This is a genomic window from Streptomyces sp. NPDC059917 (assembly GCF_042730635.1).
GTDB lineage: Bacteria > Actinomycetota > Actinomycetes > Streptomycetales > Streptomycetaceae > Streptomyces.
In genome coordinates this window covers 66,649-80,650 of sequence record NZ_JBHWLC010000011.1, presented here as the reverse complement: position 1 = coordinate 80,650, position 14,002 = coordinate 66,649, and the positions used below count along the sequence as shown (strand labels likewise).

13 protein-coding genes are annotated in these 14,002 nt (G+C 73.7%); 6 read left to right on the top strand and 7 right to left on the bottom strand.

What is annotated here, in order from left to right; all coding sequences use genetic code 11:
* Positions 1-131 precede the first annotated feature (131 nt).
* Entirely contained in the window at positions 132-3,257 is a 3,126-nt protein-coding gene (locus tag ACFWAR_RS09530) for a BTAD domain-containing putative transcriptional regulator (RefSeq protein ID WP_385774839.1), read from the bottom strand.
* A 132-nt stretch (positions 3,258-3,389) separates the two neighbouring features.
* Between ACFWAR_RS09530 and ACFWAR_RS09525 the strand changes: the two genes are divergently transcribed.
* Both ACFWAR_RS09525 and ACFWAR_RS09520 read left to right on the top strand, forming a co-directional pair.
* A complete protein-coding gene (locus ACFWAR_RS09525; RefSeq protein ID WP_385774837.1) occupies positions 3,390-4,607 on the top strand; it encodes an amidohydrolase family protein in 1,218 nt (405 codons plus the stop codon).
* A gap of 195 nt (positions 4,608-4,802) precedes the next feature.
* On the top strand, positions 4,803-5,675 hold the full coding sequence (locus ACFWAR_RS09520) for a trypsin-like serine peptidase (RefSeq protein WP_385774835.1): 873 nt from the start codon (positions 4,803-4,805) through the stop codon (positions 5,673-5,675).
* A 25-nt stretch (positions 5,676-5,700) separates the two neighbouring features.
* Here the strand turns inward: ACFWAR_RS09520 and ACFWAR_RS09515 are convergent, their stop codons facing one another.
* From ACFWAR_RS09515 to ACFWAR_RS09495, 5 genes are all read right to left on the bottom strand, one after another.
* Entirely contained in the window at positions 5,701-6,156 is a 456-nt protein-coding gene (locus ACFWAR_RS09515) for an NUDIX hydrolase (RefSeq protein WP_385774833.1), read from the bottom strand.
* Between the two features lie 89 nt (positions 6,157-6,245).
* Positions 6,246-7,463, bottom strand: a complete 1,218-nt coding sequence (locus tag ACFWAR_RS09510) for an ABC transporter permease (RefSeq protein WP_385774831.1) — start codon at positions 7,461-7,463, stop codon at positions 6,246-6,248.
* Positions 7,463-8,155 carry an ABC transporter ATP-binding protein gene (locus tag ACFWAR_RS09505; RefSeq protein ID WP_385774967.1) on the bottom strand — a complete coding sequence of 231 codons (693 nt, stop codon included), beginning with the start codon at positions 8,153-8,155 and terminating at the stop codon, positions 7,463-7,465. Before ACFWAR_RS09505 ends, ACFWAR_RS09510 begins: the two co-directional genes overlap by 1 nt.
* Before the next feature lie 212 nt (positions 8,156-8,367).
* Positions 8,368-9,573 (bottom strand): peptidoglycan-binding protein, encoded by a 1,206-nt coding sequence (locus tag ACFWAR_RS09500; RefSeq protein ID WP_385774829.1) that lies wholly within the window; start codon positions 9,571-9,573, stop codon positions 8,368-8,370.
* Positions 9,570-10,085: a hypothetical protein gene (locus ACFWAR_RS09495; protein WP_385774826.1), complete on the bottom strand. Its 516-nt coding sequence runs from the start codon at positions 10,083-10,085 to the stop codon at positions 9,570-9,572. Before ACFWAR_RS09495 ends, ACFWAR_RS09500 begins: the two co-directional genes overlap by 4 nt.
* 90 nt (positions 10,086-10,175) lie before the next feature.
* On the opposite strand from ACFWAR_RS09495, the gene ACFWAR_RS09490 reads away from it, so the two are divergent.
* The 4 genes from ACFWAR_RS09490 to ACFWAR_RS09475 all read left to right on the top strand — a co-directional run bounded on the left by ACFWAR_RS09490 (position 10,176) and on the right by ACFWAR_RS09475 (position 13,346).
* Positions 10,176-10,835 carry a response regulator transcription factor gene (locus ACFWAR_RS09490; protein WP_385774824.1) on the top strand — a complete coding sequence of 220 codons (660 nt, stop codon included), beginning with the start codon at positions 10,176-10,178 and terminating at the stop codon, positions 10,833-10,835.
* Positions 10,832-12,166, top strand: a complete 1,335-nt coding sequence (locus tag ACFWAR_RS09485) for an ATP-binding protein (protein ID WP_385774821.1) — start codon at positions 10,832-10,834, stop codon at positions 12,164-12,166. The genes ACFWAR_RS09490 and ACFWAR_RS09485 overlap by 4 nt, the downstream gene beginning before the upstream one ends.
* 11 nt (positions 12,167-12,177) lie before the next feature.
* Entirely contained in the window at positions 12,178-12,432 is a 255-nt protein-coding gene (locus ACFWAR_RS09480) for a glutaredoxin domain-containing protein (RefSeq protein ID WP_385774819.1), read from the top strand.
* Between the two features lie 65 nt (positions 12,433-12,497).
* A complete protein-coding gene (locus tag ACFWAR_RS09475) occupies positions 12,498-13,346 on the top strand; it encodes a hypothetical protein (protein ID WP_385774817.1) in 849 nt (282 codons plus the stop codon).
* Here the strand turns inward: ACFWAR_RS09475 and ACFWAR_RS09470 are convergent.
* Positions 13,318-13,977, bottom strand: coding sequence for a hypothetical protein (locus ACFWAR_RS09470; protein ID WP_385774815.1), 660 nt, complete (start codon positions 13,975-13,977; stop codon positions 13,318-13,320). The two genes, ACFWAR_RS09475 and ACFWAR_RS09470, sit on opposite strands and share 29 nt — an antisense overlap.
* Positions 13,978-14,002: the final 25 nt, after the last annotated feature.

Genomic DNA, 14,002 nt, shown 5'->3' with positions numbered 1-14,002 from the left:
GCCGACCCGCCTCCCCCGAAGCGACGAGTCGATGCACTCATGGTGGCGGGCGGCGATAAACGAACGATGAACGAGCCGTTCATCTCCGCCCGCCCCAGGTCAGGGCCGGGGCGTCCGCTGGCCGGATGTGTTCACGCGGCGATCGCCGACGCCAACAGTGCGCGCACTTCGGCCAGTTCGGAGGAGCCGAGCTGCTCGAACACGGACTCCGCGTCCCGCCAGCACACCCGCGCCCGGTCCGTCTGCCCCAGGCTGCGCAGCGCCTTGCCGAGCACCGTCAGCACGGTCGCCCGCCGCCACTCGCCGCCGATCCCGCGCAGCGCGATCGCCTGCTCGGCGTGCGAGGCCGCGAGCGTGGGACGGCGCGCGGCCAGGTGCGCCTCGGCGAGCCGGTAGTGGGTGACGCCCTCCCACAGGGGCTGCCGGTTCTCGTGGAAGAGCGACAGCGCCTCGGTGAGCTGGTCCTGGGCCTCCTGGAGCCGACCGGCCTGGGTCAGGGCGATGCCGAGCGCGTAGCGGCCGTTGGCGAGGCGCAGGCTCAGGCCCATCCGGTCGTAGATGGCGATGCCCTGCTGGGCCAGCTCTATGGCGCTGGGCAGTCGGCCGAGCTCCACGTGGATGCGGGAGAGGTTGCACAGGGCGGAGGCCTCGCCGACGTGGTTCCCGTCGGCGCGGAAGTTGTCGATGGCCTCCAGCAGGAAGCGCTCGCCGTCGGTGTAGCGGCCCTGGTGCAGCGCGATGATCCCGCGGTCGTTGGGCGCCCAGCAGCTGGGCAGCGGGTCTCCGGCGGCCTTGGCCAGGGCGTGGGCCTGGCGGGCCTCGCCGTCGGCCGCGGTGAAGCGGCCCGCGATCAGGTGGACGGTGGTGAGGGTGGTGCGGGCCCGTCCCTCGGCGCGCGGGTCGCCGGCGGCCCGGGCCGCGTCGCGGACGGCGCCGGCCGTGGATTCGTACTGCTTGGAGTTGGCCCCGGATTCGGCGAGGTCCTTCGCCGCCCACAGGAGGTCCACGGCGCGCCGCAGTACGTCGTCGGGCGCGCCGCCCGGCGCCGCGGGGGGCGCGCTGCGGGCGGCGGTCTGGCGCACGCACGCGAGGACGGTGTCGGCCTCGGCGTAGAGCCAGTCCAGGGCGGCGCGCGGGTCGGCGAAGTCCCGCCCCGGGTACCGGGTCGGGGACAGGTGGGCCACCAGGCGGTCGCCGGGGCGCTCCAGCGCGTACACGCGGGAGGCGGTGGCGAGGTAGAAGTCGAGGAGCCGGTCCAGGGCGGCGGTCCGCTCGCTCGCGGGCTGCTCGTCGCGTTCGGCGCACGCACGCGCGTAGAGGCGTACGAGGTCGTGGAAGCGGTAGCGGCCGGGCGCGGCGGATTCCAGCAGGGAGCAGTCGACTAAGGCTTCGAGGAGGTCCTCGGTGTCGTGCTCGCTGCGGTCCAGCACGGCGGCCGCGGCGCACAGCGAGATGTCGGGGCCGTCGGCGAGGCCCAGCAGCCGGAAGGCGCGCTGCTGGGCGGGCTCCAGCTGGCCGTAGCCCAGCTCGAAGGTGGCCTTCACGGCGAGGTCGCCGGCCTGGAGCTCGTCCAGGCGGCGGCGTTCGTCGGCGAGCTTCGCGGCGAGGACGGAGACGGTCCAGGTGCGGCGGGCGGCGAGCCGGGAGGCGGCGATGCGGATGGCCAGCGGCAGGAACCCGCAGGCGCCGACCACGTCGAGAGCGGCCTGGCGCTCGGCGCCGACCCGCTCGGCGCCGACGATCCGGGTGAAGAGGAGCAGGGCCTCGTCGGGGCTCATCACGTCCAGGTCGACGAGGTGGGCCCCGGCCAGCCCGGCCATCCGCACCCGGCTGGTGACCAGGGCGGCGCAGCCCGCCGTCCCGGGGAGCAGGGGGCGCACCTGGGCGGCGTCGCGCGCGTTGTCGAGGAGGACCAGGACGCGGCGGTCGTCGAGGGTGGAGCGGTAGAGCGCGGCCCGTTCGGCGGGGGAGTCGGGGATGCGGGCGTCGGGGGTGCCCAGCGCCCGCAGGAAGGCGCCGAGGACGGCCTCGGGCTCGACGGGGCGGGCCTCGGTGCCCTGGAGGTCGACGTAGAGCTGTCCGTCGGGGAAGTGCGGGCGGGCGGCGTGCGCGACGTGCACGGCGAGGGTGGTCTTGCCGACGCCGCCGATGCCGGCGAGCGCGGAGACGGCCATGACCTGGCCGTCGGCTCCGGCGAGCACCCGGCTCAGCTCGGTGACGAAGGTGGCGCGGCCGGTGAAGTCGGGCACGGTGGCGGGCAGTTGTGCCGGGCGGATCTGGACCGGGGTGGCGGTCGGGGCCGGGTCGGCGGCGACGGCGAGTTCGGCGTCGGCGCGCAGGATCCGCTGCTGGAGGGCGGCGAGTTCGGGGCGGGGGTCGACGCCCAGTTCGTCGGCGAGGAGGCGGCGGGTGTCGGCGTAGACGGCGAGGGCCTCGGCCTGGCGCCCGCTGCGGTAGAGGGCGAGCATGAGCAGCTCGCGCAGGCGTTCGCGCAGCGGGTGCGCGGCGGTGAGCGCGGTCAGTTCGGAGACGGCCTCGGCGTGGTGGCCGATGTCGAGGTCGAGGTCGAGGCGGGTCTCCAGCAGCTGGAGGCGCCATTCGCCGAGCCGGACGCGCTCGGTCTCGGCGTAGGGCCCGGGCACCCCGGCCAGCGGCTCGCCGTCCCACAGGTCCAGCGCGCGGGCCAGCAGGGTCCGGGCGAGGGCGCGGTCACCGGCGGCGCGGGCCTTGTCGGCGTCCGCGGTGAGGGAGCGGGCGACGCCGAGGTCGAGGGCGGCGGCGGAGCCGAGCCGGATGGCGTACCCGCCGGACTCGCTGACGAGCAGGCCGGTGTCGAGCACCTTGCGCAGCCGGGAGGCGTAGGTCCGTACGGCCGCCAGGGCCTGCGGCGGCGGGTCCTCGCCCCAGATCGCGTCGATCAGCTCGGGGGCGGTGGCGGTGCGGCCGTCGCGCAGCAACAGGGCGGCGAGCAGCGCGCGTTGTTGCGGGCTGCCGGAGGACAGCGGCTCGCTGCCGCGCCAGGCGCGGATGGGGCCGAGCACGGCGAACCGGGAATCGGCCGTGGGGGCCGTGGGGACCGTGGGCCCGGGTGGGGCCTTCGGGGCCTTCGTGGCCTCCGGGATCGGCGCGGTGGGCGCCGGGTCCCGTTCCGGTTCGGCGGGAGCGGGGGGCGGGACGGCGGATCGGGCTGCCGCGGAGCCGGGTCGGGCCGCTTCGGGGTGGTTCCGCTGGTGCGGGATGGCCGGTATGCCCTGCATCTCTCGTCCCCCCTGCCTTCCGTCGGTGTGGTGGCCAGTCTGCCCTGTCTTGCGGTGAGACGTCAGTCCGCGGTGGACCGATCGCCGTCCAACTAGCTGACGCATCGTCAGATCGGCGCTACCGTGGGGGTCATGGAGACCTTCCCGAAGATCATCTCGGTGGACGACCACACGGTTGAGCCCCCCCACGTCTGGCGGGACCGGCTCCCGTCCAGGTACCACGACGTCGGCCCCCGCGTCGTACGCGCCCCCTTGAAGGAAATGACCTTCCTGGGCGGCAAGTTCGCGCCGGTCATGGGCGCCAAGGGCGACGACGGGCCGATCGGCGACTGGTGGGTCTACGAGGACCTGCACCGGCCGCTGACCCGGTTGGACACGGCGGTCGGGTACGACCGCGACGAGATCAAGCTGGAAGTCATCACCTACGAGCAGATGCGCCCGGGGTCCTTCTCGGTTCCCGAGCGCCTCGCCGACATGGACGTCAACCACGTCCAGTCGGCCCTGTGCTTCCCCACCTTCCCGCGGTTCTGCGGGCAGACCTTCACCGAGGCCAAGGACCGTGAGCTGGGGCTGCTCGGCGTGCGGGCCTACAACGACTGGATGGTGGAGGAGTGGTGCGGCCCGCTCGCGCAGGGCCGGCTGATCCCGCTCACCCTCATCCCGCTGTGGGACCCGCGGCTCGCCGCCGCCGAGGTCCGGCGCAACGCGGCGCGCGGCGTGCGGGCGGTCGCCTTCTCCGAGATACCGCCGCACCTGGGCCTGCCGTCCATTCACACGGACGAGTGGGACCCCTTCCTGCAGGCGTGCGACGAGACCGGCACGGTCATCGCCATGCACATCGGCTCCTCGTCGAGGATGCCGTCGACCTCGGCGGACGCCCCGCCCGCCGTCGGCTCCACCATCACCTTCGCCAACTGCTGCTTCTCGATGGTCGACTGGCTGATGAGCGGCAAGTTCGAGCGCTTCCCCAACCTGAAGATCATGTACGCGGAGGGCCAGATCGGCTGGATCCCCTACATCCTGGAGCGCGCGAACGTGGTCTGGGAGGAGAACCGGGGCTGGGGCGGCGTCGCCGACAAGGTGCTGCGGCCGCCGTCGGAACTCTTCGCCGAGCACGTCTTCGGCTGCTTCTTCGACGACGCCTTCGGACTGAAGAACCTGGACTCGATCGGGGTCGCCAACGTCCTGTACGAGACGGACTACCCCCACTCGGACTCGACCTGGCCGAAGTCCCGCGAGGTCGGCGAGGCCCAGATGGGCCACCTCGCCCCGGACGTGGTCGACCGCATAGTCCGCGGCAACGCGATCGACCTGCTGGGGCTGACCCCGGAAGGGCTGTGGGCGGGGTAGGGGTGGTGGGCGGTGCCGCGCGGGGCGGCCGACCGACCGTCACCCGGGCGGCCCCGCGGCATCCCGGCGAGGCGTCAACCCTCCTGCTCCGGAAGTGAGATGGTGGGGCCCGGGGCTCCACCAACGAAGTACCCCTTGCGGTCGTGTTGACCTCAGGGCATGCTTCGCCGGAGCAAAGAGGGAGGAGCGGCTGTGGTGGACAAGCGGACCGTGGTGACGGTGGTGCTGTGCGCGGTGGCGGCGCTCGGTGCCTCCGCGGCCATGACCGAAGTGGTACCGGCCCCCGGGGCCGAGCCGTCCGTACAGGTCAAGGCCGCGCCCGCACCCAAGCGTCCGACCCCCTCGTCGTCGCGATCGCAATCGTCCACGCAGCCACAGCTGACCACTCCGGCCCCGGGCGGCTCATCCGCACCCTCCGCCTCGGGGAAGCCCGCGCCCTCGTCCCCGCCCGGCAAGCCCACGGCCATCGCCGGGGCGCTGTTCACCGGCGGGCTGGACGGCGACCACTTCTGCACGGCGACCGTGGTGCACAGCGCGGGCCGCAACATGATCGTCACGGCCGGGCACTGCCTGGTCGAGGGGGACCAGGGCGACGCCGGTCCGGTCTTCGCACCCGCGTACGCGAACGGGGCGGCCCCGTACGGCACCTGGAAGATCGAGAAGGTCTTCGAGGACGCGCGCTGGTCCGACGGCAACGACGACGCCTTCGACCTCGCCTTCGCCCGGCTCGCCCCGGACTCCGCGGGCCGCGACGTCGAGGACGTCACCGGCGCCGCGACCCTCGACGTCTCCGGCCGGTCGGCCGAGGAGGTCACCGTCACCGGCTACCCCGCCGACCGCAAGGTGCCCCGCACCTGCACGGCCGTCACGATCCGGGACAGCCCCACCGAGCAGCGCTTCGACTGCGCGGACTTCCCCGGCGGCACGAGCGGCAGCGCCTGGATCGCCCGCGACGGAAAGATCATCGGCATCCTGACCGGCGGCGACACCGACGACGTCTCGACCAGCACCGTCTTCGGCGACTGGGCCGGCGCCCTCTACGCGAAGGCCACCGCCCCCAAGGCGTGACCGGCCCGGGGTGATGCGGGAAGGCCTAGGGGGTGACCTGCTCCACCAGCCCCATGTGGACCGGGCCGCTCGTCGGTTCGGCGGCCAGGAGGGTCGGGAGCAGCGGGGGCCACAGGGGTTCGCCGAGGGCGGCGAGGGCCCGCGGGGAGAGCCACTGCCAGTGGGCGGCCGGGTCCTCCGGGACGGGGTCGCGGTGCGGGCCGGTGGTGAGGTAGATGTGCTCGTGCTGGCGGACCGGGATGCCCTGGTGGGTGAAGTCGTGCTCCCACGTGCACAGCAGCCGCTGCGGGGCGAGGTCCGTCCAGCCCGTCTCCTCGCGCAGCTCGCGCCGCACGCACTCCTCGGGGCTCTCGCCGGGATCGATCCCGCCGCCGGGCGGCAGCCAGTGGATCCCGACCTCCACGTTGTTCTCGCGGAAGAGGAAGACGGATCCGTCGGGGGAGAGGACGACAATTCTCGCGGCCTGCCGTGGAGTTCTCATCAGATCAATGTACGACGGGACCCCGTGCGGGCCGTAGGGGTGTGCACGCACCCCCACGACCCGACCCGCGGTCCGCCCCCGGCCACGGCCTACGCGGCCTGCAGCGCCAGCGTCGGGGACAGCCGGGCCGCCCGCACCGCCGGGTAGAGGCCCGCGACCGTACCGATCACCAGCGTCGCGCCGAAGCCGCCCGTGACCGCCCACAGCGGGACCACCCAGGGCAGGTCCCCGGCCCGGGCGTAGACCAGGGTCGCGATCGCGCCGAGCGCGATGCCCGCCAGCCCGCCGAGCCCCGACAGCAGCAGGGACTCCGTCACGAACTGCACCCGGATCTGGCCCTTGGTCGCGCCCAGGGAGCGCCGCAGCCCGATCTCGTGCCGTCGCTCCAGCACCGAGATGATCATCGTGTTGGCCACGCCGACCCCGCCCACCAGCAGGGCGATGCCGCCCAGGCCGAGCAGGAGGGTGCTGAAGGCGCCTTCGGTGGCCGCCTTCGCCTGGAGCGCCGCCGAGGGGTCCGTCACGGCGACCGCGCTCGGGGTGGCCGGGTTGGCGGTCCTGCCCATGAGACCGCGGACCGCCTGCACGCGGTCGTCCGTCGAACGCTCGTAGATGGAGGTGGGGTGGCCGTCGAAGCCGAGCAGGTCCTGCGCGGCCTGCCAGCCGATCAGCGCCGAGCGCTCGATCTCCGGCGCGAGCGGGATCGGGTCCAGGACGCCGATGACGGTGAAGTACTGGCCGCCGATGAAGACCTGGCCGCCCGGCCGGGTGATGCCGAGGCGTTCGGCCGTGACGTGCCCGAGGACGACGGAGGGGTAGCGGCCCGTCGCCTCGTTGAGCCAGGTGCCGCTGCGCATCCGCGCGCGCAGCGTCTTGAGCAGGTCGTCCTTGGCGGCCTTGAGGGCGATGCCGCCCGTGTCCTCCGCGGGGATGTTCTCGCTGCGGCGGACCGACTCCTTCACGTCGCCCGTCGTACCGACCGATTCGACCCCGTCGATCCGGGCGATCATGCCCGGGGCCTCCTTCGGGAGCCGGGTGTCCTGCCCGGAGAACATCGACGGCGCCGGGGTGGCCACCATCATGTTCGTCCCGAGCTTGTCGAGCTCCTGGAGCAGCTTGGCCTGGCTGGACGAGGAGATGCCGACCACGGCGATCATCGTCGCGATGCCGATCGCGATGCCGAGCGCGGAGAGGAACACGCGCATGGGGCGGGAGCGCAGCCCCGCCGATCCGACGTGCAGGACGTCCCGGGGCCCCAGGCGCGGGGGCGACAGCTTGCGGGCGCGGGACTTCGTACGGGCCCCCATCACGCCACCCCCGCCGCGCCGGTGCGGGTGGCGCCCGCGTTCCACACGTCCGCCACGACCTCGCCGTCGCGGATGCGGACCTGCCGGGGCAGGCTCGCCGCGATCTCGTTGTCGTGGGTGATCACGGCGATGGTGGCCCCGTCCCGGTTGAGCTCGTGCAGCAGTTCCATCACCGATTCGCCGGACGCGGTGTCGAGGGCGCCCGTCGGTTCGTCGGCGAGCAGGAGGTCCGGCTCGCCCGCGACCGCGCGGGCGATCGCCACGCGTTGCTTCTGGCCGCCGGACAGTTCGTGCGGCCGGTGGTCCATGCGGTCGCCGAGGCCGACGCGTTCCAGTGCGCGCTCCGCCCGGCGCCCGCGCTCGGCCCGGGAGAGGCCGGAGTACAGCAGTCCCTCGGCGACGTTGGCCCGGGCGCTGATGCCCGGCACCAGGTGGAAGGACTGGAAGACGAAGCCGACGTGGCGCGAGCGCAGGGCCGACAGCGACCGGTCGGAGAGGGTGGCGATGTCGTACCCGGCGATGGCGACGCGTCCGGCGGTCGGCCGGTCCAGCGTCCCCACGATGTGCAGCAGGGTGGACTTCCCCGAGCCCGACGGCCCGACGATGGCGAGGAGCTCGCCGCTCAGGACGGTGAGGTCGACCCCGCGCAGGGCCGCGACCCCGCCGGGGTACTCCTTGGTGACGCCGGTCAGCTCGACGACCGGGTGGGCGTACCGGGCGTCCGGGCCGACGTCCCGCCGGTCGGCGTCCCGGTCGGCGGCGTCCCGCTCGGCGCCCGGATCCCCGTCGGGGAAGGCGAGGGCGATCGGGAGCGTGTGCTCGGTGGGGTGCACGGGGTGCGCCGGGTCGGTCGGGTGCGCGGGGTCGTTCGGGTGCGATGGGTCGTTCGGGTTCGAGGGGTCGGTCATGATGCGGGGACTCCCACGTGCATGCCCTCCTTGAGGGCGTCCCCCTTCACCTCGACCCGGCCCTTGCCGAACATGCCCAGCTCGACCTTGACCTCGCGGACCTTGCCGTTCTCGACGACCTGGACGCCGAAGCCGCCTTCGGCCAGGGCGAGGAGCGAGTTGACCGGTACCGAGAGGACGCCCTTGCGGACCTCGCCGGTCAGGTTCACCGAGACCGGTGCCTGGTCGGCGCCCTTGGCCCCGGCGGCGTTGTCGAGGGTGACCTCGACCTGCACCTTCGGCTTCTTGTCCCCGCCGCCGCCGCCCCCGCCGCCCGTGGGCGGATCGTCGGGGTTGGCGGTGCTGCCCACCGACTCGATCTTGCCGTCGGCGGTGCCGCCACCGGGCAGGCCCACGCTCACCGGGTCGCCGGTCTTGACCGCGCCCGCCTTGGCCACGTCGAGCTGGAAGCGGACCATGCGCTCGGTGCCGGTCAGGGTCATGACGGGCTTGCCGGACCCCGCCTCGTCGCCGACCGCCATGTCGTTCTTCTGGACGCGCTGCGGACCGGAGGCGAAGGCGATGTCCTCCTTGCCGATCTCGCCCGTCTCCTTGAGGCCGTGGGACTTCTGCCAGCGCTTGACGCCGGTGGCCGTGCCGTCGGTGAAGGTGCCGTCCGAGGGGTCCAGGCCGACGCCGAAGCCGAGGGCCTGGAGGTTGCGCTTGAGCTGCTTGACGTCGTCGCCCTTGTCCCCGCTCTTCATGGTCCGGTAGACGGGGGTGGTGCCGTACATGAGGCGCACCGCCTTGCCGTTGACCTCGTAGAGCTTGCCGTCGCGCTCGATCGAGGAGCCGGCGGGCGCGACCCAGGTCAAGGTCGCGGAGCCGCCGGAGCCGCCCTGGGGAGACCCGGAGCCGCCGCCGGATCCGGACGCGGAGCCGCCGCCCGAGCCGCTACCGCCCGCACCCGTACCCGCACCCGCACCCGCACCCGCCGCGCTGAGCTTGCGCTCCTTCGCGTACCCGAGCGTGCCGTCCACCTTGAGCCCGGAGCTCAGGTCGCCGCGCGTGACCGGCGCCGTCGCGCCCGGCAGCCCGTCCGAGCGCTGCTGCTTCGCGTCCTTGCCGTCCGTCCCGGCCTGCGCGACGACGGCGTACCCGCCGCCCGACACCGCCAGGACGACGGCCACCGACCCCAGGACCCACTTGCCGCGTCGACTCACTTCTCGGCGCTGCACTTGTTCATCTGGGCCATGAAGGCGTCCTTGTCGACACCGTCCGGGATCGTCGTCCCGGTCATCGCGTTGCCGTTGAACTCCGGGTCCTTCATGTCGAAGCCGTGGTCCCGCATGCACTTGGCCGTCTTCAGCGCCTGGTCCTTGGTCGCCTGCGGGACCTCGCCGCCGCCGCCCGGGGCCTGGATCCCGCACTTCTCGAAGGCCTTCTTCAACGCCTCGGAATCCTGGGAGCCGCCGCCCAGGGTCATGCCCCGCGGGTCCTCGCCGGCCTTCGGGTCGGGGGCGTCTATGCCGTTGTCGCGCAGGCACTTGCGCGTCTTGAGCGCCTTGTCGGCGTCCGCGCCGCTGTTGCCGCCACCGCCCGAGGCGGAGTTCGACGACTCCTTCTTGTCGTCCTTCTTGCCGTCCGAGCCGCCGACACCGCCCGCGCACGCGGTGACGAAGAGGGCCATCCCGGTGAGGAGCGCGGCCGTGGTCATGGTCGTGGATTGCTTCATGCGCCGAAGCGTGCGCGAGAGGGGGGTTTCGCTTCTCTAAGGCTCCGCGCTTACAACGGCGAAATGTCGCTCTCGGGTAAAGAGGACACCATGCGAGTTCTGGTGGTGGAGGACGAGGAGTTCCTCCGGGAGATGATCGCCGAGGGGCTGCGCCGCGACGCGCTGGCCGTGGACGAGGCGAGCGACGGCCTGGAGGCCCTGCGGCGGCTGCGCCTGGGCGAGTACGACGTCCTGGTCCTGGACCGGGACCTGCCCGGGCTGCACGGCGACGAGGTGTGCCGCCAGGTGGTCCGCGAGCGCCTGCTCACCCGGGTCCTGATGCTCACCGCCTCCGGCACGGTCCGCGACCGGGTCGAGGGCCTGGGGCTGGGCGCCGACGACTACCTGACCAAGCCCTTCGCCTACGACGAGCTGCTCGCCCGGGTCCTCGCCCTGGGCCGGCGCGCCCGCCCCGCGCTGCCGCCCGTCCTGGAGGCCGCCGGGATCGCGCTGGACACGGCGCGGCGCAGCGCGGTCCGCGACGGGCACCGGCTCGCGCTGTCGCGCAAGGAGTTCGCGGTGCTGGAGACGCTGCTGCGGGCGGAGGGGGCGGTGATCAGCAACGAGGACCTGATCGAGCAGGTGTGGGAGGCGGACACCAGCTACAGCACGAACGCGGTGCGGGTGACGCTCAGCAAGCTGCGGGCCAAGCTGGGGGAGCCGTCGCTGATCGAGACGGTGCCGGGCGCGGGCTACCGGATCGCGCGGTGAGCCGCTCCCCCTGGGCCCGGCTGCTGCCCCGCGGCGAGCGGGCCCGGCTGACCACGCTGTACGGCTCGCTGCTGGTGCTCGCGGGCGGCGGTCTCGTGGCGCTGCTGAACGTGCTCGTGCGCCAGGGCCTCTTCCGCCGCATCAACCAGGCCGTCACCACCTACGTCCCGGCGCTCAACCAGACCCAGGTGCTCCAGGAGGGGCAGCACGTCCCCGTGCCCGCGCAACGGCCGCCCGGCCAGGTGCTGCCCTCCTCGCCGGACCAGGTGGCGGTGTACACGGCCACGCGCAACCTCAGCAGCGCCGCCGAGCAGGCCGCCCTGCACGAGCTGCTGACCGTGTCGCTCGTCGCGCTCGCGGTCTTCGCCGCGCTGTCGATCTGGCTGGCCTGGTGGATGTCGGGGCGGGTGCTGCGGCCCGTCGGGGTGATCACCGAGACGGCCCGGCGGCTGTCCGGGGAGAACCTGCACGAGCGGATCGGCCTGGACGCCCCGCCGGGGGAGCTCAAGCGGCTCGCGGACACCTTCGACGGGATGCTCGACCGGATGCAGGACCTGGTCGGCGCGCAGCGGCGGTTCGCGGCGAACGCCGCCCACGAGCTGCGCACCCCGCTCGCCGTGCAGCGGGCGGCGGCGGAGATCGGGCTGGCCGGGGATCCGGATCCGCAGAAGGTCGCCCGGATCCGGGACAAGCTGATCGGGGTCGCGGATTCCAGCGAGCACCTCATCGAGTCGCTGCTGCTGCTCGCGGTGTCCGAGGAGGGGCTGGAGGGCACGGAGACGGTGGACCTCGCGGCGCTGGCGGCGGCGGAACTCTCCGCGGTGGAGCCGTCGGCCGCCGAGTGGTCGCCCGGCGCGGGGGCGGACGGCGCGCGGGCGGGGACCAGGGGCGCGACCGGGCTGCTGGTCGAGCGGGAGCTGGCGCCGCTGCTCGTGAAGGGGGACCGGCTGCTGCTCGGCCACCTGGTCCGCAATCTGCTGGCCAACGCGGTCCGGCACAACCGCCCCGGCGGCCGGATCACCCTGCGCACCTCCGCGGGCGGGGTGCTGACGGTCTCGAACACCGGCCCGGTGATCCCGCCCGAGGACGTGGCCCGGCTGATGGAGCCGTTCCGGCGGCGCGCGGAGCGCCGACACACGGCGGGGGAGGGCGCCGGGCTGGGGCTCTCGATCGTCGCCTCGATCGCGCGGGCGCACGGCGCGGAGCTGGCGGCCGCGGCCAACCCGGCTCCGGACGGCGGTCTGACGATCAGCGTCCGCTTCCCTGCGACCGGCCCGGCGCAGGGCCCCGCGCCGGGCCCACCCGGGGGACCGCCGCGGAGCCGCCCGTAGGGTGTGGCGACATGAGCGCTGAGATCACCGTCTACTGGCGGCCCGGGTGCGTGTTCTGCATGAAGCTGTGGCTCAAGATGCGGCTGACCGGGACCCGTTACCGCCCCGTCAACATATGGCGCGACCCGGAGGCGGCGGCCTTCGTCCGCAGCGTCGCGGACGGCAACGAGACGGTTCCCACGGTCCGCGTCCGCAGCGCCACCGGCACGGAACGGACCATGGTGAACCCCCGTCTGAGCGAGGTCCGCCGGGCCCTGACGGGCTGACGCCCCGGATGATCACTGGTTGACCGGTGAAGGGAATCGGGGGCCGGCTGTGTACGGTCGAACGCATGAGCAAGCACGCCCGACCCCGCACCGCGCCCCGCACCCGCACCCGTACCCGGTCCTCCCGATCCTCCCGGAGCCTGGTCGTGGCCGCCGCCCTCGGGCTGTTGACGTGCTCGGCGGGGTGGGCGTACGCCGTGCACGACCGGGGCGACCGGGAGCGGCGCACGGAGGCGGCGCTGGACGCGCACGCGCGCGCCGGCGGGGACGGCAAGGACGGTACGGGCGCCGGGGCGCGGGCCGCCCGGGGCGGTGAGCGGGAGGACCTGAGCGGCCTGCCGGGCGTCAGCGACGCGACCCGGGCCAGGATTCCGGCCGACGCGCGCCAGTTGGTCCTGGTGACCGGCAAGGCCAAGGACTCCTCGGAGGGCACCGCCGCGCTCTACACCCGCGCGCAGGCGGGCGGGCGCTGGTCGCCGGTGGGCAGCTGGCCCGCCCGCAACGGCGCCAAGGGGTGGTCCACGGAGCGCACGTACGGCGATCTGACCTCGCCGCAGGGCGTGTTCTCGCTCACCGACGCGGGCGGGCTGCTCTCCGCCCCGCCCGGCACCCGGCTCCCGTACGACAAGGACAGCTCCTTCGTCCCCTCGGGGCGCGGCGTCAACGGCGAGTCGCTGGCCGGGTCCTTCGACTACGTGGTCGCGGTCGACTTCAACCGCAAGAAGGGCGCGTCCCCGCTCGACCCGACCAAGCCGGAGGGCGAGACCAAGGGCGGGAACATCTGGCTGCACGTGGACCACGACGGCCCGTCACAGGGCTGCGTCGGCATTCCCGAGGAGGGCATGCGCAAGGTCCTGGAGACCCTGGACCCGGCGGCGAAGCCGGTCATCGTGATGGGACCGGCGGGGTTCTGACGGCCGACGGCCGGGCCGCCGCCCCGGCTCGCCGGTCGCGGACCAGCAGCGCGATGTAGGCGAGGTCGAAGACGGCGCACAGCACGCCGAGGCCGAGGATGAAGGGCGCGTCCTCGATCGCCCCGAAGAGCACGGTCGGGGCGAGGGTGCCGAGCCACTTGGCGACGGCGATGAGCAGGCTCTGCCCGTGCGCCCCGCCGCGCCCGGCGAACAGTGCGATGAAGAGGCCGGACATCAGCAGGTTCTGCAGGAACGCCGAGTAGCGGGAGGCGTCGCTCGCCCCGAAGTGCGCGAGGAAGAGCCACTGCACGGCGAAGGCGGCGGCGAAGACCAGCACGCCCCAGGCGGCGAAGAGGGGCCGGGTGACGAAGGCGGGCAGTTCGGCCCGGCCGAACCGGAAGTACGTGTAGACGATCACCACGTCGGCGAGCGCCCAGACGATGTTGACGACTCCCTGGGCGGAGATCCCGCCGAGGACGTCGTTGACGGCGTACGTCGTCTCCCACGCGAAGTTCAGGGCGAGCGCGGCCACGGGCATCGCGTACGTCCGCTGGCGCAGCCCGAGCCGGATGGCCTCGACGTAGACGATGGTCCAGGCGATCCCGCTGACCAGGGTCAGGAACAGCTCCACGCACGTCTCCCGCGCTCGCGCCACC

Excerpts from the sequence above, each read along its gene's own strand:
- ACFWAR_RS09530 (WP_385774839.1), bottom strand. The coding sequence starts at position 3,257 with ATGCAGGGCATACCGGCCATCCCGCACCAGCGGAACCACCCCGAAGCG.
- ACFWAR_RS09525 (WP_385774837.1), top strand. The coding sequence starts at position 3,390 with ATGGAGACCTTCCCGAAGATCATCTCGGTGGACGACCACACGGTTGAG.
- ACFWAR_RS09515 (WP_385774833.1), bottom strand. The coding sequence starts at position 6,156 with ATGAGAACTCCACGGCAGGCCGCGAGAATTGTCGTCCTCTCCCCCGAC.
- ACFWAR_RS09510 (WP_385774831.1), bottom strand. The coding sequence starts at position 7,463 with ATGGGGGCCCGTACGAAGTCCCGCGCCCGCAAGCTGTCGCCCCCGCGC.
- ACFWAR_RS09495 (WP_385774826.1), bottom strand. The coding sequence starts at position 10,085 with ATGAAGCAATCCACGACCATGACCACGGCCGCGCTCCTCACCGGGATG.
- ACFWAR_RS09490 (WP_385774824.1), top strand. The coding sequence starts at position 10,176 with ATGCGAGTTCTGGTGGTGGAGGACGAGGAGTTCCTCCGGGAGATGATC.
- ACFWAR_RS09480 (WP_385774819.1), top strand. The coding sequence starts at position 12,178 with ATGAGCGCTGAGATCACCGTCTACTGGCGGCCCGGGTGCGTGTTCTGC.
- ACFWAR_RS09475 (WP_385774817.1), top strand. The coding sequence starts at position 12,498 with ATGAGCAAGCACGCCCGACCCCGCACCGCGCCCCGCACCCGCACCCGT.